Annotated in this window: 15 protein-coding genes; 6 read left to right on the forward strand and 9 right to left on the reverse strand. The window is 51.3% G+C overall.

Annotation, left to right across the window (positions count from 1 at the left end):
- The first annotated feature begins 66 nt into the window (after positions 1 to 66).
- Genes EL216_RS06100 through EL216_RS06110 form a run of 3 tightly spaced genes read left to right on the forward strand, consistent with a single transcriptional unit; the run spans position 67 to position 2,479 of the window.
- Positions 67 to 897 (forward strand): mechanosensitive ion channel family protein, encoded by an 831-nt coding sequence (locus EL216_RS06100; RefSeq protein WP_126300846.1) that lies wholly within the window; start codon positions 67 to 69, stop codon positions 895 to 897.
- 27 nt (positions 898 to 924) lie between these two features.
- Positions 925 to 1,824 (forward strand): tyrosine-type recombinase/integrase, encoded by a 900-nt coding sequence (locus EL216_RS06105; protein ID WP_085390116.1) that lies wholly within the window; start codon positions 925 to 927, stop codon positions 1,822 to 1,824.
- Between the two features lie 28 nt (positions 1,825 to 1,852).
- Entirely contained in the window at positions 1,853 to 2,479 is a 627-nt protein-coding gene (locus EL216_RS06110; protein WP_085390115.1) for an alpha-ketoglutarate-dependent dioxygenase AlkB family protein, read from the forward strand.
- 93 nt (positions 2,480 to 2,572) lie between these two features.
- On the opposite strand, the gene EL216_RS06115 is transcribed toward EL216_RS06110, so the two are convergent.
- Positions 2,573 to 4,042: a DASS family sodium-coupled anion symporter gene (locus EL216_RS06115; protein ID WP_085390114.1), complete on the reverse strand. Its 1,470-nt coding sequence runs from the start codon at positions 4,040 to 4,042 to the stop codon at positions 2,573 to 2,575.
- A 140-nt stretch (positions 4,043 to 4,182) separates the two neighbouring features.
- Positions 4,183 to 5,439: an NRAMP family divalent metal transporter gene (locus EL216_RS06120; protein ID WP_085390153.1), complete on the reverse strand. Its 1,257-nt coding sequence runs from the start codon at positions 5,437 to 5,439 to the stop codon at positions 4,183 to 4,185.
- A gap of 206 nt (positions 5,440 to 5,645) precedes the next feature.
- Between EL216_RS06120 and EL216_RS06125 the strand changes: the two genes are divergently transcribed.
- Positions 5,646 to 6,155, forward strand: a complete 510-nt coding sequence (locus tag EL216_RS06125) for a protein disulfide oxidoreductase (RefSeq protein ID WP_085390113.1) — start codon at positions 5,646 to 5,648, stop codon at positions 6,153 to 6,155.
- A gap of 64 nt (positions 6,156 to 6,219) precedes the next feature.
- Here the strand turns inward: EL216_RS06125 and EL216_RS06130 are convergent, their stop codons facing one another.
- Positions 6,220 to 6,528, reverse strand: coding sequence for a Kazal-type serine protease inhibitor family protein (locus tag EL216_RS06130; protein WP_085390112.1), 309 nt, complete (start codon positions 6,526 to 6,528; stop codon positions 6,220 to 6,222).
- A gap of 614 nt (positions 6,529 to 7,142) precedes the next feature.
- On the opposite strand from EL216_RS06130, the gene adhP reads away from it, so the two are divergent.
- The gene (adhP, locus tag EL216_RS06135) at positions 7,143 to 8,180 is read left to right on the forward strand and encodes an alcohol dehydrogenase AdhP (RefSeq protein WP_085390111.1); all 1,038 of its coding nucleotides are present in this window, start codon (positions 7,143 to 7,145) and stop codon (positions 8,178 to 8,180) included.
- Positions 8,181 to 8,534: 354 nt separating this feature from the next.
- Here adhP and EL216_RS06140 read toward each other — a convergent pair whose 3' ends face one another.
- The 3 genes from EL216_RS06140 to EL216_RS06150 form a co-directional block, all read right to left on the reverse strand.
- Positions 8,535 to 8,795 carry an acetamidase/formamidase family protein gene (locus tag EL216_RS06140; RefSeq protein WP_085390110.1) on the reverse strand — a complete coding sequence of 87 codons (261 nt, stop codon included), beginning with the start codon at positions 8,793 to 8,795 and terminating at the stop codon, positions 8,535 to 8,537.
- Between the two features lie 124 nt (positions 8,796 to 8,919).
- Positions 8,920 to 9,957, reverse strand: a complete 1,038-nt coding sequence (locus EL216_RS06145) for an ABC transporter ATP-binding protein (protein ID WP_085390109.1) — start codon at positions 9,955 to 9,957, stop codon at positions 8,920 to 8,922.
- Positions 9,954 to 11,567 carry an ABC transporter permease gene (locus EL216_RS06150; RefSeq protein WP_085390152.1) on the reverse strand — a complete coding sequence of 538 codons (1,614 nt, stop codon included), beginning with the start codon at positions 11,565 to 11,567 and terminating at the stop codon, positions 9,954 to 9,956. Before EL216_RS06150 ends, EL216_RS06145 begins: the two co-directional genes overlap by 4 nt.
- 242 nt (positions 11,568 to 11,809) lie before the next feature.
- On the opposite strand from EL216_RS06150, the gene EL216_RS06155 reads away from it, so the two are divergent.
- Positions 11,810 to 12,799, forward strand: a complete 990-nt coding sequence (locus EL216_RS06155) for an extracellular solute-binding protein (RefSeq protein WP_172594920.1) — start codon at positions 11,810 to 11,812, stop codon at positions 12,797 to 12,799.
- A 730-nt stretch (positions 12,800 to 13,529) separates the two neighbouring features.
- Here EL216_RS06155 and gyrB read toward each other — a convergent pair.
- The 3 genes from gyrB to dnaA form a co-directional block, all read right to left on the reverse strand.
- Positions 13,530 to 15,923, reverse strand: coding sequence for a DNA topoisomerase (ATP-hydrolyzing) subunit B (gene gyrB / locus EL216_RS06160; RefSeq protein ID WP_085390107.1), 2,394 nt, complete (start codon positions 15,921 to 15,923; stop codon positions 13,530 to 13,532).
- A 183-nt stretch (positions 15,924 to 16,106) separates the two neighbouring features.
- Positions 16,107 to 17,210 (reverse strand): DNA polymerase III subunit beta, encoded by a 1,104-nt coding sequence (dnaN, locus tag EL216_RS06165; protein WP_085390106.1) that lies wholly within the window; start codon positions 17,208 to 17,210, stop codon positions 16,107 to 16,109.
- A 21-nt stretch (positions 17,211 to 17,231) separates the two neighbouring features.
- A complete protein-coding gene (gene dnaA, locus EL216_RS06170; RefSeq protein ID WP_085390105.1) occupies positions 17,232 to 18,785 on the reverse strand; it encodes a chromosomal replication initiator protein DnaA in 1,554 nt (517 codons plus the stop codon).
- Positions 18,786 to 18,875 lie beyond the last annotated feature (90 nt).

The raw sequence follows: 18,875 nt of genomic DNA on the forward strand, positions 1-18,875 counted from the left end.
TGGTATATTCGGTTTGCCCTCCGCCGTATTTTTCAGACGGCCTTTTTAAAAAGATTCGGTACCCGTATGAACAGCATAGAAAAATTCAGCAACAGCATTTATCAAAGTCTTGACCGTTACCAAGCCATGACTGCGAGCATCCAGAGCATGGTGGAAGCCTTCTGGTTACGGGTGCCTTATCTGATTGTGGCTTTGGCGGTATTCATACTGTTTTGGTTTGCATCCAAGCTGTTTAAGTATTTGGCGGTCAAACTGCTTTCCCGCCGGTTGAGCAACCGTATGAATTTACTGCTGGTGTTGAAGCGCATCGGCAGTGCGCTGATTGTTTTTGCCGGCTTTCTCGCTGCCATGATGATTGCCATTCCCGATTTCACACCGGCGCAGTTGATCAGTGCGCTCGGCATCGGCTCGGTGGCCATCGGTTTTGCTTTCAAAGATATTTTTCAAAACCTGCTTTCCGGCATTTTATTGCTGTTGAGCGAGCCGTTTAAAATCGGCGACCGCATTTCGTCCGGCGGCTTTGAGGGCACGGTGGAAAGCATTGAAATACGGGCGACCACGCTGCGCACTTATGACGACCGGCGCATCGTGATACCCAATTCCCAATTGTTTACCTCCCCCGTTACCGTCAACACCAGCAGCGGCCGCTACCGCCAAAGCACCACGTTTACACTGCCTGCCGGTTTGAATGCGGAGGCCGTCAAACAGCAGATTATCCGTACGGTCGAACAACAGTGCGGCGACAATGTTTCCGACCCCGAAATCGCCGTTACCGCCGTTTCCGACAGCTCGACCACGTTGGAACTGCGCTGGTGGGTGCGGGGGATTGCCGACAACAACCGCGTTCTCGACGAAGTGCTGTCGCATATCCAACCCTTATTGAAACAGCAGGTTTAGCCAACTATTTTTCAGACGGCCTCTTCCATGCAGCTTTTCCAATTAACCGGTTATCAAGAGCAATATCTGCAAACCCTGCAACAGCAGGGCAAATCGCAGCACACGGTTGATGCCTACCGGCGCGATTTGGCGCAACTGTTCCGCCTGCTGTCCGAAAACACCGGTGAAGAGCTGCCGCACCGCCGTCATTTTGTCGCCGCCCTGAAAAAACTTTCACAGCAAAACCTGCACGAGCGCAGCATGGCACGGAAACTTTCGGTATGGCGGCAATATTGCGGCTGGTTGGTGCAGAACGGCCTACTCGAAGCCGACCCGACCCACAACCTCAAAGCCCCCAAGCCGCCCGAACGCCTGCCCAAAGCCATCGAACAGGAAACACTCAACAACCTGCTCGACAACGACTCCGACAACGAAGCCCTGCGCCTGCGCGATCATGCTATTTTCGAGCTGATGTACGGCAGCGGCCTGCGCCTGAGCGAAGTCCACGGCTTAAACCTGAATGATATTCTGCTCGACGAAGGCTGGGTGAGCGTGCTCGGTAAAGGCAACAAACAACGCCGCGTGCCGTTAAGCGGCAAAAGCATCGAAGCCGTCTGCGCCTACCTCCCCCACCGCGCCGCAAGCAGAGAGGAAACCGCGCTGTTCACCAACCGCCTCGGCAAGCGGCTCGGCTGCCGCCAAATCCAAAACCGCCTGCGCGAATGGGCGTTGCGGCAAGGCAGCCCGCAGCACATTTCGCCGCACATGCTGCGCCACAGCTACGCCAGCCATCTGCTGCAATCCGCCAAAAACATCCGCGCCGTGCAGGAACTCTTAGGGCACAGCAATTTATCGACCACCCAGATTTACACCAAACTCGATTTCGACCATCTCGCCGCCGTGTATGACGATGCCCACCCGCGGGCAAAGAGAAAGAAAGAGAAATAACAGAGGCCGTCCGAAAACGGTTTGCAGTATGACCACCGACCTATTCTCCCTCCTGCCGCAGCAGGAAAACAACCTTTTGCCTTACGACGGCATCGTAAACGATTACGGCATAGTGTTCCCTGCCGAAACCGCCGACCGTTATTTTGCCGTATTGATGCGCGAAACCCCGTGGCGGCATGACGAAGCTGTGCTTTACGGCAAACACATTACCACCGCCCGGCAAACGGCATGGTATGGCGACGAGCCGTTCGCCTACACCTACTCGGGCATCACGCGCCGCGCTTTGCCGTGGACGGCGACTTTGGCAGCCGTCAAACAAGTCGTGGAAAGCCGTCTCGCCCGCTATAACCCGACGCTGTTCAATTCATGTTTGCTCAATCTTTATTCAGACGGCCTCGAAGGAATGTCGTGGCACAGCGACGACGAGCCGGAGCTGGGCAGACAGCCGGTGATTGTATCGGTGAGTTTCGGAGTACCGCGCAAGTTTGCGTTCAAACACAAGCGCACCAAAGAAAAAAAGGAAATGATGCTGCAACACGGGCAGTTGATTGTGATGCGCGGCGACACCCAAAACCATTGGCTGCATGCGGTTATGAAAAGCACGCGCATCAGCGGGCCGCGCATCAGCTTAACGTTTAGGACGATTGTCGGATAAATGTCGGAATAGCGTTCGGCTGTCGGCATGAGGCCGTCTGAAAACACTCTATCAAGTGCTTTTCAGACGGCCTCATTAACATGAATATGAAAGTTACCAATAACCCAAAACTTTCCACCATATACCGCCGATAACCACAAACACCAGCAGGTTGACGACGCTCATCACGAAGCCGGCTTTCCACCACTCGCCGAGCGTGGTATAGCCCGAGCCGAAAATCACGGGCGACGTGCCGGTGGCGTAGTGGGTAAGCGTCATCATGATGCTGGAGGCGGCCGCCATCAGCAGGGCGAACAGCATGGGCGGTGCGCCCAAGGCGATACCGGCGGCGTAGAAAGCGCCGAGCATGGCGGTGATGTGGGCGGTGGTGCTGGCAAACATATAGTGCGCGTACATATAGGCCAGCAATAACAGTGCCGATGCCCCTACCCAGCCCAAACCGAGGTGTTCGATGCTGTTTTCCAATACGCCGGAAAACCATGCAATCAGGCCGAGTTTGTTCAAGAAAGTGGCCATCATCACGAGCGCGGCAAACCAGGTTACGGTGTCCCACGCGCTTTTTTCTTTGAGAATGTCGTCCCAAGACAGCACGCCGGAAAGCAGCAGCAGCGAAAGGCCGATAAAGGCGGTGGTAGTGGCATCGACTTTCCAACCGCTGCCGAACAGCATGGCAGGCACGCCCGCCCACAAGATCAGCAGCAGCGCGAAAATGCCCAGCATGATTTTTTCACCGCGGTTCATCGCTCCCAATTCGTTCAGCCTTTCTTTGGCAAACTGTGCGGCATTCGGCGTTTCTTTGATTTCGGGCGGATAGATGAAATAGAGCACCAGCGGCATTAAAAACATCGCCGCCAAACCGGGCAGCAACATGGCCAACGCCCAAGTGCCCCAGCTCAGATGAATGTCGGAATGGGTGGCTTTGGCGATAATGTCGACTACCAGCGGGTTGGGCGCGGTGGCCGTGATGAACATGGCCGAAGTAATCGGATTGCTGTGATAGTTCACCAGCGCCAGATATTTACCGATGCGGCCTTGCGTGCCTTTTTCGGGGTCGGAATCGTAGCTGGAGGCAATCGCTTTCATCACGGGGTGAATGATGCCGCCGCCGCGTGCGGTGTTGCTCGGCGTAACGGGGGCGAGCAGCAGCTCCGACAAGGCCAGGCTGTAACCGATGCCCAAGGTTTTTTTGCCGAACAGGGAAATAAACAGATAACCGATGCGCGCGCCCAAACCGGTTTTCAGAATACCGCGCGAAATCATAATGGATACGCCAATCAGCCAAATCAACGGGCTAGCGAAACTGCTCAAGGCATCTTTAATGGCGTCGACGGGCTTTTCGGCGGTTACGCCGGTAACGGCCACCAACATAACCGCCACCATCGAAAGTGCGCCGATCGGCATGGCTTTGCCGATAATCGCCGCAATCACGCCGACAAACATCGCCAGCAGATGCCATGCTTGGGGTGTTACACCTTCGGGCACGGGAATAACGAACCAAATCAATAAGGCCAACCCTACTGCAATGGCAGCGGGTATTGGTTTAAAGCCGAGTTTGCTATCCATATCGATATCCTTTTAGGTTGGAACGGTAAGCATAACCTGAATATTATGCGCGGCTGTAAATCCTTGCTTATTCTACCGAAAAGGCCGTCTGAAAAGAACTTAATCTTTCAGACGGCCTCGGTAACGGATAGTAAATCCGGCTAGGCAACCAGCCCGCTTTGGTTAAGCAAAAACAACACGGCAAAACCGCTCAGATAGAGCAATCCTACCCATGCCAGCCACATCAGCCACGGCTGCAATGCATGTCGTCCCTTGCGCACCAAGCTCAGATTCAGCCAGGCAAATACGGGCGTGCTGACAAAAGAGGCGATCATGGCAAATTTCAGCATCGCCAGCACCGCGCCTTTAAAAAACAGCACCACACACAACCCGGCAACGGCCGCAAAAACAACCCATACTGCAAAAATACGGTTGGTGCTGCGCTCGCCTTTGAGCAGCAGGCGGAACGATTCCATATTGGTACGCGAATAACCGTCGAGAACAGTAAGCGTTGTTCCGTACATGCAGGCAAAAGCGATAAAGGTAACCAACCAGTGCGACCACTCTCCGATGGTTGAAGCATACATATCAATCAGTTGGCCGATATAGGCTGCCCCCGACATTTTCAACTCGATACCCGAACCGTATTGAACCAATGCACCCAATGCCAGAAATACTAAAGCCAGCAGTGCGGTGCTGATATAGCCGACGTTGAAGTCGAACAATCCGTCTTCATAGCTCACATGCTCAAGTTTGCGTTTGGTGGCGACCCACATCGAATTAATAGCCGAAATTTCAATCGGTGCGGGCATCCAGCCCATCAGTGCCACGATAAACGCCAGCGCGCCGAGGTTCCACGGGTTCGGTTCGATGAAACCGGGCTTCACGGCCGCACCGTTGGAAGCGGCTACCGCCACCGCCGCTACGGTGGTTACCGTTAAACTGATCATGATGATTTTTGAAACCGCGTCCACCGTTCGGTAGGGGCCGACCAGCAGCAGAACGACCGCCGAGGCCAGCACTGCCGCCGACAGCACGTTTACCGACCAACCGATGGGCAACACGAAACTCAAAATAGCCGCACACAGCACGCTGACCGCCGCAGTGTTGATGATGGTGGCAAACAGATTCATTAAGAAAAACACCCAAAGGTATATGCGGCCTTTTTCCGCATAACCTTCCAGCAGACTTTTGCCGGTTTCCAAAGTATATTGTGGCCCGAAACGGAAAAACGGATATTTAAACAGGTTTGCCAAAATAATAATCAACGCAAGTTGCCAGCCGTAAAGCGCACCTGCCTGTGTAGATGCAATAATGTGCGAGCCGCCTACTGCCGCCGAAGCCATCATGATGCCGGGCCCCATTGCCCGCAGCCGCGTTCTCCAGCACGAAGCACCGTTTGCAGTGTTGTTTGTCATTACGTAAATCTCTTTCTGTTTTTTCATTTTGAGGAAAGCTGCCGCAAAGTGGGCGGCAAACCATAAGCGTGTGATTATACTGTCATTACAAACTGTTACAATCCGTATCATACAGGCTTAATCACCATAAGCAGGTATTTTTATGCTATAAGGCCGTCTGAAAAAGCAATGTTTCAGACGGCCTTAAAAAATTAAAGGATAGATAAATGCGGAAAAAAGCAAAATATTGGTTCAAACAAATTCTTCAAACCGCCGTTATTTTGTTGTTGGTCTCACTGGCGGTCGACTGGTGGCGCAAACCCGAACAGCCTGCCGGTTTTACCGACGAACAGGTGCACACGCTTTCCGGCCGGCAGTTCACTTTAACCGAACTGAGCCGCAACCGCACCGTGGTGGTTTATTTTTGGGGGAGCTGGTGCGGTGTCTGCAAATACACCTCCCCCGTTATCGACCGCCTGCATCGGGCGGGCGTGCCGGTATTGGGGGTAGCCATGCAGTCCGGCTCTCCCGAACAGGTGCAAAAGTATATGAGGAGCCAGGGATTGGACTTTGAAACGGTGAACGACCCGAAAGGGCAAACGGCTCGGGAATGGCAGGTGGCCGTTACACCGACGGTAGTTGTGATGAAAAACGGCAAAACGGTGCATAACACCACGGGATTAAGCAGTTATTGGGGTTTGCGCAGCCGTGTCTGGTTGGCCGATCGGCTGTATTGATAATATGTTTTCAGACGGCCTCCCGTCGTCAAACAGGCCGTCTGAAAAACCGATGCGGCGCAAATCACATCACCGTATAGTGGTTGCCGCAAGCCCCTTTGCGGATTTTGGTAATAATCCCCCGACTCGAACAAACCATACAACTGTTGCTGAAAGTTTGCCGGTAAGTACGGCCGCCGACTTCGATCGTGGCGCAAACGGGTTCGTATTGCATCGTGCAAATCCGCTGTTTGCAACGGTTGTCTTGAAGCGGAAAATCCAGCTCGGATTTGGGTTGTTTCAACAGCGGTGAACGGGGGCGGGATTCGGCGGCAACGCTGCCGGCGGCAGCCAGGCACAGTATGCACAATAACGCGGAAAATGCGGCTTTCATGGATATGCTTATTACAAAAACATATTGATATTATTTAGATTTTAATAAGGCTGCTAAAGTTCCTGCTGATTGCGGTAGGCATGCATCAAACTGCCCGCAAACGGTGTCCGTACCCCCGCTTTCAAGCCGCTGTTTTTCAGATGGCGGTTGGTCCAAGTTACAGGTCGTCAAAAGGCTGCACCGGCCGTTCGCTTCGTAAAACACATCGTGATCACCGTAGCCGTAGCATGAGAAAACCGGAACGGGTCAGTTGTTTTAAAGAGTACAACGCTGTCAAAGCCGCCGATACAGTGAAACCTTTAAACGGGAAAGAAAACAATTTCCCAACATAAAAGCAGACACCGGAATAATTGAACGCAGCTGCTAAAAGTATAAACGGATTCCCTCTGCCCGAAGAGTGGAGCCGGAATAGATTTCCTATCGTTATAACATATCAAAATCTTTTAATTTCAATAGGTTATAAATAAAAATGATTTTACTTAATAGCAAAATCGGCGCATACTGGTACTTAGGTACAGCCGGAGTGGTCTCAGAAAAATGACTGCGTAAAGCAAATACCCAGCGTACTTCGGTCAGCCTTTTCCCATATCAAACCAGTTTAGAGGAGAAGCATCATGAAAATGAAAGCAGCAGTTGTTACACCCGACAGCAACGGCAATGTAGACATTATCGAACGCGAAATCCGCCCGCTTGAAAACGGCGAAGCCTTGGTAGAAGTGGAATATTGCGGCGTGTGCCATACCGATTTGCATGTTGCTGCCGGCGATTTCGGCAAAAAACCCGGCCGCGTCCTCGGTCATGAAGGCATCGGTATCGTGAAAGAAACCGCTGCGGGCGTAACCAAACTCAAACCCGGCGACCGTGTGAGCATCGCATGGCTGTTTAAAAGTTGCGGTTCGTGCGAATACTGCGTTACCGGCCGCGAAACCCTTTGCCGCTCGGTAGTGAATGCCGGCTACACCGCTGACGGCGCAATGGCAACCTACTGTATTGTCGATGCCGACTACGCCGTCAAAGTGCCCGACGGATTAGACCCCGCCCAAGCCAGCAGCATTACCTGTGCGGGCGTAACCACTTATAAAGCGATTAAAGTTTCCGGCATCCAACCCGGCCAATGGATTGCCATGTACGGTGCCGGCGGCTTGGGCAACCTTGCCGTGCAATACGCGAAAAAAGTATTCGGCGCCCATGTGATCGCCATCGACATCAACGACAACAAACTGGCTTTGGCAAAAGAAGTCGGAGCCGATTTAACCGTCAACCCCGTCAAAGAAGACGCGGCCAAATTTATTCAGGAAAAAACCGGCGGAGCGCATGCCGCCGTGGTTACTGCCGTATCCCGTGCCGCTTTCAATTCGGCGGTTGATGCCGTGCGCGCGGGCGGCCGCGTGGTGGCGGTCGGGCTGCCGTCTGAAACAATGGATTTGTCGATTCCCCGCATCGTGCTCGACGGCATCGAAGTGGTCGGTTCGCTGGTCGGCACCCGCAAAGATTTGGAAGAAGCCTTCCAATTCGGCGCGGAAGGCATCGTAGTGCCGGTGGTGCAAACGCGAACCCTCGACGAAACCAACGATATTTTCCAAGAAATGCGCGACGGCAAAATCCAAGGGCGTATGGTTATCGATATGAAAAAAAGCTGCGGCTGCCATTAACGGCGGATAATAACCGGACAATATCGTGATAAATAGCGGTAGAAAGCCTGCCTGACAATGATTCGGGCAGGCTTTTTTATAGTAAGACTCATTCGGTTTGACGCACAAGCCGCCACAATCGGAATCCATACGGTACGCCAAACCCCGATACTTACGGCAGCCGAATACCCAGAGTTGGTCGGTTACTGCACGCGGCAGCGCAAAACGGCAGGTTTTATTCGGGCCGGCCACTTGGCAAACCTGCAAATCTCCCGCAATGCTTTGCAAAGCGGCAGCCTGATTAATATCCAGCTTGCTGTGCACACAAAGCAGAACGGACGGCCTCTCCTACCGATACTGTGCCGCCAACACCGCCTACCTGCCCAACTCGATACTGCAGATATGTACCCGCAAAGTATCACCCGGCTTCTCCCCTTCGATAAACACCGAGCCGGTAGCCGGATTGATGCGGTTCCAATCTAAACTGTTTAACGTATCGTCGGCACTTCGGATTTGGTCGGCAAAACAATCGCAGGTTTCAAACCGCACGCGACTGCCATCCGCCACCCGCAGCACAGGCGGATGCTCGGGCGATATGGCAAAAACCACTTGATTTGACGGAACAATCGGCATCATCGCACACCTCGTGGCAGATAATGTTTATCAGATTGATTTTTAAGTATTATAACGTGTTGGCATTCATAAAGAGGCCGTCTGAAAATAGGTTTTCAGACGGCCTCTTTATGAATGCGTATCCAGCTCACACGCCAAACGCAATCAAGTGTTCCAAATCCATGCGGATACCGATGCGGCTGCCGACGGGGTGGTCGTGGTGGGCGGGCACTTGGGCGGCAACGGTTTCGCCGCTGTCGAGCTTGAGCGTGTAGATGAAATAGCTGCCTTTGAAATCCTTATCCAGCACTTCGGCGGTAATCGGGCTGGCGTGGTCGTGCACGATATCGTCGGGGCGGATAAGTACGTCCACTTCGCTGCAACATTGGCAGGCAAACGGCACGGTGCCGCAAAACTCGCCGACGGCCAGTTGTACGCAAGCCGAGCTTTTAACCTTGCCGCGCAGCATTACGCCGGTGCCGATAAAGCGGGCGGTGTAAGTGTCGGCAGGCTCATGGTAGAGCTTGTAGGGCGTATCCCATTGTTTCAGACGGCCTTCGTGCATGATGCCGATTTTGTCGGCCATGGCAAACGCTTCCTGCTGGTCGTGCGTGACCAGAATCGCGCTGGTGTTTTCGCGTTTCAGCAGTTGGCGCACTTCTTTCGACAGGCGTGCGCGCAAGTCGGCATCCAGGTTGGAAAACGGCTCGTCGAGCAAAATCAGCTCGGGCTTGGGTGCAAGGGCACGCGCAAGGGCTACGCGCTGTTGTTGGCCGCCTGAAAGCTGATGGGGATAACGGCTGCCGTAGTCGGGCAAGCCGATTAATTCGAGCAGCTCGCCCACCCGCGCATGGCGTTCGGCGGCGGGCTGTTTACTGATGCCGAACGCGATATTCTGGGCGACGGTAAGATGCGGAAACAGCGCGTAATCCTGAAACACCATACCGATGCGGCGCAGGTGCGGCGGCATGGATGTGAGGCCGTCTGAAAGCGTGGTGCCGCTCAACACGATCTTGCCGCTTTCGGGCTGTTCAAACCCTGCAATCGAGCGCAGCGCGGTGGTTTTGCCGCAGCCCGAATGCCCGAGCAGGCAGGCGATTTCGCCTTGTTCCAATGCAAAACCGAAATCCTGCAACACGGGTTTGCCGTCGAACGAAAGATTAATTTGGGAAACTTCTAAAATCATGTGTTTTGCTCCGTGCGCGAAAACAGGATAACGGGCAGCAAGCCAGTTAAAACGATAAGCAGGGCGGGCAGCGCGGCATTGGCAAACTGCCCTTCGATGGTGAAAGCGTACACCCGCACGGCGAGCGTATCCCAATCATAGGGGCGCGTCATCAGCGTAATCGGCATTTCTTTCATCACATCCACAAACGCCATCAGCACCGCCGTGCCGATTGCACCTTTCAGCAACGGCAGATACACGCGCCGCAACACGCCGCCGCCGGTGCAGCCGAGCGAACGCGCCGCTTCGGCCTGCGAAGGGCTGATGCGCTCCAGCCCCGCCTCCACCGCCGCGTAACCGACGGCAAGAAAGCGGATGAGATACGCTGCCAACATTACTGCCAACGTGCCTTTCAAAATGCCGGTAGTGCCTTCGGGCAAATTTAAGTGTTCAATCAAAATATTGTCGAACCACGCCACCGGCACGAACACCCCTACTGCCAACACCGTGCCCGGAATGCCGTAACCCAGCGTAGCAATGCGTGCGGCAACGGCGGCGAAACGGCTTTTATCCGCACGCTTGGCCAAAGCCAGCAACAAAGCGACGACGGCAACCAATACGGCGGCGGCAAAGCTGGCGGCAAAAGAATGCCATGCGTGCAGCCACAGCGAAGTGTTGAAACCGTCGTTCCAAGTTTCGTGCGCCCATACGATCAGTTGCACCAGCGGAATAACAAACGCAAACAGCAAAATCAAGCTGCAATAAGCCGTTGCAAACCACTTGAGGCCGTCTGAAAGCGGTTTGCGGCGGTGTTGCTGCGCCTTGCCCGACTGATTGAAACGGCGGTTGCCGCGGCTGAGCTGTTCCAAAGCCAGCAACACAAACACCAGCGTAATCAACAAAGCGGCGAGCTGTTTGGCCGTTTCCAGCGAATAAAAATCAAACCATGCCTGATAAATCGCCGTGGTAAACGTGTCGTAGCCGAACACCGATACCGTGCCGAAATCCGCCAGCACTTCCATCAAAGCCAAAATCACGCCGCCGCCGATCCACGGCCGTGCCATCGGCAGAGCCAGCTTGAAAAACGCCCGCCGCGGCGACAAACCCAACGACGCGCCCGCTTCCAGCGCACGCTGCCCCATGCTGCCGAAAGCATTTCGCGCCAACAGGTACACATACGGATAAAACGTCAGGCTCATCACCACCGCCAAACCGAAACCGTTACGCACATCGGGCAAAAACTGCTCAATGCCGTAGCGTTCGCGTATCAGCGTATTCAGCGGGCCGGTGTAGTCAAACAAACCGAGCTGGGTAAACGCGAGCACATAAGCCGGCACCGCCAGCGGCAGCATCAATGCCCAAAAGAAAAAACGCCGCAGCGGAAAATCATACATCGCGGTGAGCCACGCGCAGGAAGTGCCCAAAACCGCTACGCCCGAGCCGACACCCAACACCAGAAACAGCGTGTTTTTCAGCAGCTCGGGTAATTGGTATTCGAGCAGAAACGACCAAATTTCGGCATCAAACTCACCCAATGCCGCCACGATAACGGCCAGCGGTATCAACACCAGCACAATACAGGCCGTCAGCCACAGGCGCGGCAATAACAGTTTGGATACAGACAGCTTCATAAATTTTTCAGACGGCACTCGAATTGAAACAGAGCGCTATTATCGGTTTAGCAGAAGAAGAATGCAAATCACATCACCTTGTTTTGGTTAATAATGATAATTTATATTGTTCCTGATTGGATTGTTCTTTAAAATAACAGCCGTACGGCAAACCTGCTCAACCGGCCCGCCTAAAAACATACTGATTCAACCGGTTAGAAACAGTTTGCCACCATCCCATTTTCCCGAAAGGATCAAACATGATGAAAAAAGCACTTGCCGTTTCCGTAGCGCTGATGGCCGCTGCCCCTGCATTTGCCGAAGAACTGGTGGTTTACTCTTCACGTGCCGACAACCTGTTGCGCCCCGTTGTCGAAGCCTATCAAAAGAAAACCGGCGTAACCGTCAAACTGGTTAACGACAAAGCAGGCCCGCTGATGGAAAAACTCAAGGCCGAAGGCAGCAACAGCCCTGCCGACGTATTCATCACCGTTGACGGCGGCAACCTGTGGCAAGCCACTCAAATGGGCTTGCTGCAACCGATTAACTCCGCCACCTTGAAGGCCAACATCCCTGCAAACCTGCGCGATCCCAAAAACCAATGGTTCGGCCTTTCCGTACGCGCCCGCACCATTTTCTACAACACCAACAAAGTTAAGCCCGCAGAGCTTTCCGGCTATGCCGACCTTGCCGATCCTAAATGGAAAGGCCGCCTGTGCCTGCGCACGTCCAACAACGTTTATAACCAATCCTTAGTCGGCACCATGATTGCCAATCAAGGCCATGCCAAAACCGCGAAAATCGTTAAAGGCTGGGTAAACAACTTGGCTGCCGATCCCTTCCCCAACGATACCGCCATGCTTGAAGCCATCGGTGCGGGCCGTTGCGACGTAGGCATTGCCAACACCTACTACTACGGCCGTCTGATGGACAAACAGCCCAACCTGCCCGTAGGCGTATTCTTCGCTGACCAACAAGGCAAAGGCACCCACGTTAACGTATCCGGTGCCGGTGTAACCAAATACACCAAAAAAGCCGCCCAAGCCCAAAAATTCATCGAATGGTTGAGCGGTAGCGAAGCGCAAAACCTGTTTGCCGACCTAAACCACGAATACCCGGCCAACCCGAAAATCGATCCTGATCCGAAAGTAGCCAAATGGGGCAAATTCAAACAAGACGTAATCAATGTATCGATAGCTGGCAGCAACCAGAAAAAAGCCGTGATGCTGATGAAACAAGTCGGCTATAAATAATCGGTTTAACTTGATGTTTGCAGGCCATCTGAAAAATCTAAATGGTTTTCAGACGGCCTTCTCTCAACCTACTTCCCTTTACTGTTCACGAATACAGGCTGTATATCTTCAACATCCAAGCTTCGCTGGTTTGCGGGTTGAAATATCTGCCGTATACATTGGAACCGTTGTCTTCTTTACGCCAACTTCTACCTCAATCAGTGCTGACAAATTCAACATCGGCTTTGCAGTAGCTGTGCGAACGGTCAATACTGTTGATATAAATAGTGTGTTAGAACCGCTAAACACGGATCTAGCGTCAAACGGTAACAGATTTCGTTAACAGAGAGAAATGCCCAACCGCTCGCAGCAAATGATGATGCCATGCCTGCTTTTCAACGCATCGGGGGGCGGGCATACCTTCGTTCAACCCTAAAGCATCGGAGCTGATTGGAGTAACGGTAAAAGCAACAGTTTGGTTAATATACGACGACAGCGGTAGATCGGCATCGACGGAGATGAGTTTGATGTCAAAGCAGTAGGTGCCGTTTAATGCCTTTGTAGCGGCGAAGGAGACAACAAAGGGATTGGAACTGAAGCCGGAAAAGTTGGGATGGCAGGATTAGGTCGATATGATCGGTAATATGCTGGCAAAAAATATTGCGGATACCAAATTACGCTTATTGGTTTGTCTATGATAAGAGGCCGTCTGAAAAGATATTTCAGACGGCCTCTTAATTTCCGGCAGCTATTACACGTCTATGTTCTGGGCAACAAGCGCATTATTTTCGATGAAGGCACGCCGGGGTTCGACTTCATCCCCCATCAAGGTAACAAACACTTCATCGGCAGCAATTGCGTCTTCAATACGCACTTTCAACAAACGGCGTACCGCAGGATCCATTGTGGTTTCCCACAATTGCTCGGGATTCATTTCGCCCAAACCTTTATACCGTTGGATAGACAAACCTTTTTGGGCAATGCCCATCAAAATTTCCAAGGCATCTTCAAAGCTGTCGACATCGAATTCATTTTCGCCTTTATACAATTTGGCATCCGTACCGATTAAACCTTTGAGTGATGCGGCGGTTTGCACCAATGTTTGATACGCTTTACTACTCAAGAATTTAGGTTCAATATAGCTTACCATCACATTGCCATGCAGTTTGCGGGTAATTTTGATAAAGTGCCCGCCTTCATGGCCGTTAACACGCTCTAAAGCCACTTCTTTTTCATCCAATAATGAATTTAGTGCAGTAATAGCGGCATCGGTGCTTTCTTCCGAAGATAAATCCACCGTATCCGCATACAGCATGGCTTTTAGCACCAAATCATCTATTACCCGACTTTCTTGGGCAATAACGTTTTTTGCCGATAAAAACTGCTTGGCGGTTTGCTCCAATTCCTGACCTTCGATTACACGGCCGTCTGAAACAATTTTGGCTTTGTCTAAGGCCAAACCAAGCAGGAATTGGTCTTTCTCGAATTCATCTTTCAGATAACGCTCCTGCTTGCCGTGCTTGGCTTTATACAGCGGCGGCTGGGCAATGTAGATGTAGCCGCGTTCAACCAATTCAGGCATCTGGCGGTAGAAGAAGGTAAGCAGCAAGGTACGGATGTGTGCGCCGTCCACATCGGCATCCGTCATAATAATAATGCGGTGATAGCGCAGTTTTTCAGGGTTGAACTCTTCTTTGCCGATACCGGCTCCCAAAGCGGTAATCAATGTAGCCACTTCCTGACTGGCCAGCATTTTTTCAAAACGGGCTTTTTCCACGTTCAGAATTTTACCTTTCAGCGGCAAAATAGCCTGAAACTTACGGTCCCGCCCTTGCTTGGCCGACCCTCCTGCCGAATCACCCTCGACCAGATAAAGCTCCGATAAAGCAGGGTCTTTTTCCTGACAATCAGCCAGTTTCCCGGGCAAGCCCAAACCATCCATCACGCCTTTTCGACGGGTGATTTCGCGGGCTTTACGGGCTGCTTCACGGGCACGGGCGGCATCAACGATTTTGCCGCAAATGGTTTTGGCCTCGTTGGGATTTTCTTCCAGAAAGTCCGTTAATGCCTGACTGATAACTTCATTGACTACCGGGCCGATTTCGCTGGAAACCAGTTTATCTTTGGTTTGCGAGCTGAATTTCGGATCGGGCAATTTAACCGATAACACACAAGTCAGGCCTTCGCGCATATCGTCGCCGCTGGTATCGACTTTGGCTTTCTTGGCGATTTCGTTGGATTCGATGTAACTGTTGATGGTGCGGGTCATCACTTGGCGCAGAGCGGTCAAGTGTGTGCCGCCGTCGCGCTGGGGAATGTTGTTGGTGAAGCATTGCACGGATTCTTGGTAGCTGTCGTTCCACTGCATCGCGCATTCCACGCTCATGCCTTCTTTTTCACCGAAAGCGTAAAATACTTTTTCGTGTAACGGCGTTTTTTTGCGGTTCATGTATTGCACAAAGCCCGCCACACCTCCGGAAAAAGCGAAATCCTCTTCTTTTCCGTCGCGCAAATCAATTAATTTGATACCTACACCATTGTTTAAGAAAGATAATTCTCGGATGCGCTTCGCTAAAATTTCGAAATGGTATTCAATCAGGCCAAATGTTTCTTCACTAGCTAAGAAATGAACTTTAGTACCGGTATGGCTCTCGGGCGCATCACCGACCACTTTTAACGGTTCAACAGCCACGCCGCGGCGGAATTCGACGAAATACTCTTTGCCGTCGCGGTAAATAGTCAAACGCAGCCAATCCGACAAAGCATTGACGACGGAAACCCCTACTCCGTGCAGACCGCCTGAAATTTTGTAGCTGTTGTTGTCAAACTTCCCACCTGCATGCAAGATGGTCATAATCACTTCGGCAGCAGACCGGCCTTCTTTCGGATGAATACCGGTAGGAATGCCACGGCCGTTGTCTTCAATCGTAATCGAATTATCGGCATTTACTGCCACAGTAATTTTGTCGCAATGCCCTGCCAATGCTTCGTCAATGGCATTATCAAGCACCTCGAACACCATATGGTGCAAGCCGGAACCGTCTTGCGTGTCGCCGATATACATCCCCGGGCGTTTACGCACTGCATCCAAACCCTCCAGCACCTGAATGCTTTCGGCACCATATTCTTCTTCCTGCTTCGTCATAGAAAAGTCTTTTCTTACTGATTTTAAATAAGGAGGCCGTCTGAAAATCATCAGCAACCAGACGGCAAAACAACTGTTGAATTATACCTGATTTTGCGTGTATTTTCAGCGTTTTTGTGCAATTCAAAAGCCATTAAAAAGGCCGTCTGAATTATTTCAGACGGCCTTTTATCCATAAAAAACTTAAATTCGCATCGGCATTACAATGTATTTGAAATCGGGATTATTGGGAATGGTAAACAACGTAGAACGGTTGGCATCGCCAAACGCCAATTGCATATCATCTGCATGAACATTACGCAGCACATCCATCAGATAGCCGATGTTAAAGCCGACTTCAAGCTCACCGCCCTGATAAGCAATTTCCAACTCTTCACGCGCTTCTTCCTGCTCGTTGTTGCTACACACCACACTCAGCAACCCCGGTTGGATGTGCAAACGCGCACCACGGAATTTTTCATTTGCCAAAATCGCCGCACGCTCCAATGCGCCAAGCAGTTGGGTTCGCCCCACCAAGAAGATTTTGTCATTGTCCAATGGGATAACACGGTTAAAATCGGGGAATTTACCGTCTACCACTTTGCTGACAATAACAGTATCGTTACAACGGAAACGCACTTGATTGTTCAACAACTCCACCGTAAGCGGTTCACTGGGGTTGTTCAACAATTTAAAGAGTTCCAATACCGTTTTACGCGGCAAAATCACTTCGGCTTTGGGCAAATCGGCATCAATGGTGGTACCCGAATAAGCCAAACGGTGTCCGTCGGTCGCCACCAAACGCAATTGACTGCCTTCAACCTGCATCAGCAAACCATTGAGATAATAACGGATATCTTGTACGGCCATGCTGTATTGCACTTGCGACAACATGTTTTTAAATGCTTCTTGCGATAGTGAAAATGCAGCGCTCACTTCCTCGCCCACACTCATCAACGGAAAATCTTCCGCGGGCAGCGTTTGCAAAGCAAAACGGGATTTGCCTGCTTTCAAAGTCAGGCGGTTTTGTGCCCAATCTAAAGAAACCAACGAGCTTTCGGGAAGCGCACGCAAAATATCTTGCAATTTTTTCGCGTTGGTTGTGATGCGGAAATCACCCGCCTCGCTATGAGGGCCCGAGGTATTGATTTGAATTTCCAAATCGGTAGCTAAAATGTTGGTATGCCCGTGTACGTTCTCGAGCAGTACATTCGACAGAATCGGCAACGTATGGCGTCGTTCGACAATACCGGTTACTGCCTGCAAAGGTTTGAGCAAAGCATCGCGTTCAGCTTGTAAAATCAACATGGTTATCCCTTCGGGCTAAATTTAATTTTGAATAATTATCAACAATTTTTCATAATCTTGTGCTAATTCGGGGTCTTCTTCGCGCAACTTGGCCACCGCCTTGACTCCGTGCATTACCGTAGTATGGTCGCGCCCGCCGAAAGCTTCTCCGATAGACGGCAAACTCAGATTGGTAAGTTCTTTGGTCAGACTCATAGCAATCTGGCGCGGGCGTGCAATGTTACGTGTACGCTTCTTACCGAGTATATCACTGATTTTTATGCGGTAATATTTTGCCGTGGCATCAATAATCAAATCAGCCGTAATCACTTTATACGAGCTCGCCACAATATCTTGCAATGCTTTTCGTGCCAAATCAATATCAATGGGTTTGTTCAAAAAACGGCTGCTGGCACTCACGCGGTTAAATGCGCCCTCTAGCTCACGCACATTGGAACGGATAAGGTTGGCAATAAAAAATGCAGCATCTTCATTCAAATCCACACCGGCCGTTTCTGCTTTCTTCTGTAAAATCGCCACCCGCATTTCCAATTCGGGAGGCTCCAGCTCTAAAGTCAAGCCCCATGAAAACCGTGATTTCAAACGGTCATCCATGTCTTCGATTTTGGTGGGCAGTACATCGCAGGTGAGGATAAGCTGTTTTTTTTCATTATGAAAATGATTGTATAGATAGAAGAATTCTTCCATCGTACGGTCTTTGCCTTTGATAAACTGAATATCATCGATAATCAGCAAATCATATTGTTTGTATTGCTGCTTGAACATGTCGTAGCCATTGGTGCGCACGGCATTCATAAAGCTGCGAATATAATCGTCGGAGTGCATATAGCGCACTTTTGCATCCGGTTTATTTTTCAGCAATTCGTTACCGATAGCCTGTACCAAGTGGGTTTTACCCAAACCCGTACTGCCGTAAAGGAAAAACGGGTTATAGCTTTGGCCGGGGCTTTCAGCAATCGATTGCGCCGCAGCAGCCGCAATGCGGTTTCCCTTACCTTCAACTAAAGTTTCAAAAGTATAATCACGGGACAAATTGGTTTGCGTGTAACGCACATCATCTTGTTCGCATACAGGTTCGTTTTTCGTAGGCTTTACGGGTTTGGTTTCCACCGCCTTTTTGCCTGCTCCATTCTCCGGCGGCAACTGCTTGATGCGCTCGGCCAAAATATCTTGCGCACTTTTTTTACCTGCCGTATTGGTTTTCGGTGCTTTTTCAGACGGCTTTATTGTGTGTTTATCTTCGAGGCCGTCTGAAAAGATGTTGTCAGCATTGCCTTTATCCGTATTTCGGCTCGGTTCCGATACATCCGACGGTGCCATTTCATAACACTGGCCACTACCGGTTTTAAATGAGAAAGCCTGCTGCGACGGCACCAACTCCTTTCGCACCGCTTCAATTTCAGCTGCGAACTGATTTTTCAGCATATTGAAAGCAAACTGATTTTTGCCATAAACTACCCACATACCGCTTTCCTCACCGACAGTTAACGGAGCAATCCATTTTTCAAACTGTTGCGGTGGTAATTTATCGTGAAGTCGGCGTAGGCAAATAGGCCAAAATTCTGCAAGCGTCATGTGGGGTGGCTCGATTATAGCTAATACAACTGATTTTTATTTGAATGGAATACTTAAAACAGGCTAGAAAACCGCCCGAAAGTCCCTTTA

The organism is Neisseria animaloris (genome assembly GCF_900637855.1).
GTDB lineage: Bacteria > Pseudomonadota > Gammaproteobacteria > Burkholderiales > Neisseriaceae > Neisseria > Neisseria animaloris.

Excerpts from the sequence above, each read along its gene's own strand:
- EL216_RS06145 (WP_085390109.1), bottom strand. The coding sequence starts at position 9,957 with ATGATTTTAGAAGTTTCCCAAATTAATCTTTCGTTCGACGGCAAACCC.
- EL216_RS06150 (WP_085390152.1), bottom strand. The coding sequence starts at position 11,567 with ATGAAGCTGTCTGTATCCAAACTGTTATTGCCGCGCCTGTGGCTGACG.
- dnaA (WP_085390105.1), bottom strand. The coding sequence starts at position 18,785 with ATGACGCTTGCAGAATTTTGGCCTATTTGCCTACGCCGACTTCACGAT.
- EL216_RS06115 (WP_085390114.1), bottom strand. The coding sequence starts at position 4,042 with ATGGATAGCAAACTCGGCTTTAAACCAATACCCGCTGCCATTGCAGTA.
- dnaN (WP_085390106.1), bottom strand. The coding sequence starts at position 17,210 with ATGTTGATTTTACAAGCTGAACGCGATGCTTTGCTCAAACCTTTGCAG.
- EL216_RS06110 (WP_085390115.1), top strand. The coding sequence starts at position 1,853 with ATGACCACCGACCTATTCTCCCTCCTGCCGCAGCAGGAAAACAACCTT.
- gyrB (WP_085390107.1), bottom strand. The coding sequence starts at position 15,923 with ATGACGAAGCAGGAAGAAGAATATGGTGCCGAAAGCATTCAGGTGCTG.
- EL216_RS06100 (WP_126300846.1), top strand. The coding sequence starts at position 67 with ATGAACAGCATAGAAAAATTCAGCAACAGCATTTATCAAAGTCTTGAC.
- adhP (WP_085390111.1), top strand. The coding sequence starts at position 7,143 with ATGAAAATGAAAGCAGCAGTTGTTACACCCGACAGCAACGGCAATGTA.
- EL216_RS06120 (WP_085390153.1), bottom strand. The coding sequence starts at position 5,439 with ATGACAAACAACACTGCAAACGGTGCTTCGTGCTGGAGAACGCGGCTG.
- EL216_RS06155 (WP_172594920.1), top strand. The coding sequence starts at position 11,810 with ATGAAAAAAGCACTTGCCGTTTCCGTAGCGCTGATGGCCGCTGCCCCT.
- EL216_RS06140 (WP_085390110.1), bottom strand. The coding sequence starts at position 8,795 with ATGATGCCGATTGTTCCGTCAAATCAAGTGGTTTTTGCCATATCGCCC.
- EL216_RS06130 (WP_085390112.1), bottom strand. The coding sequence starts at position 6,528 with ATGAAAGCCGCATTTTCCGCGTTATTGTGCATACTGTGCCTGGCTGCC.
- EL216_RS06125 (WP_085390113.1), top strand. The coding sequence starts at position 5,646 with ATGCGGAAAAAAGCAAAATATTGGTTCAAACAAATTCTTCAAACCGCC.
- EL216_RS06105 (WP_085390116.1), top strand. The coding sequence starts at position 925 with ATGCAGCTTTTCCAATTAACCGGTTATCAAGAGCAATATCTGCAAACC.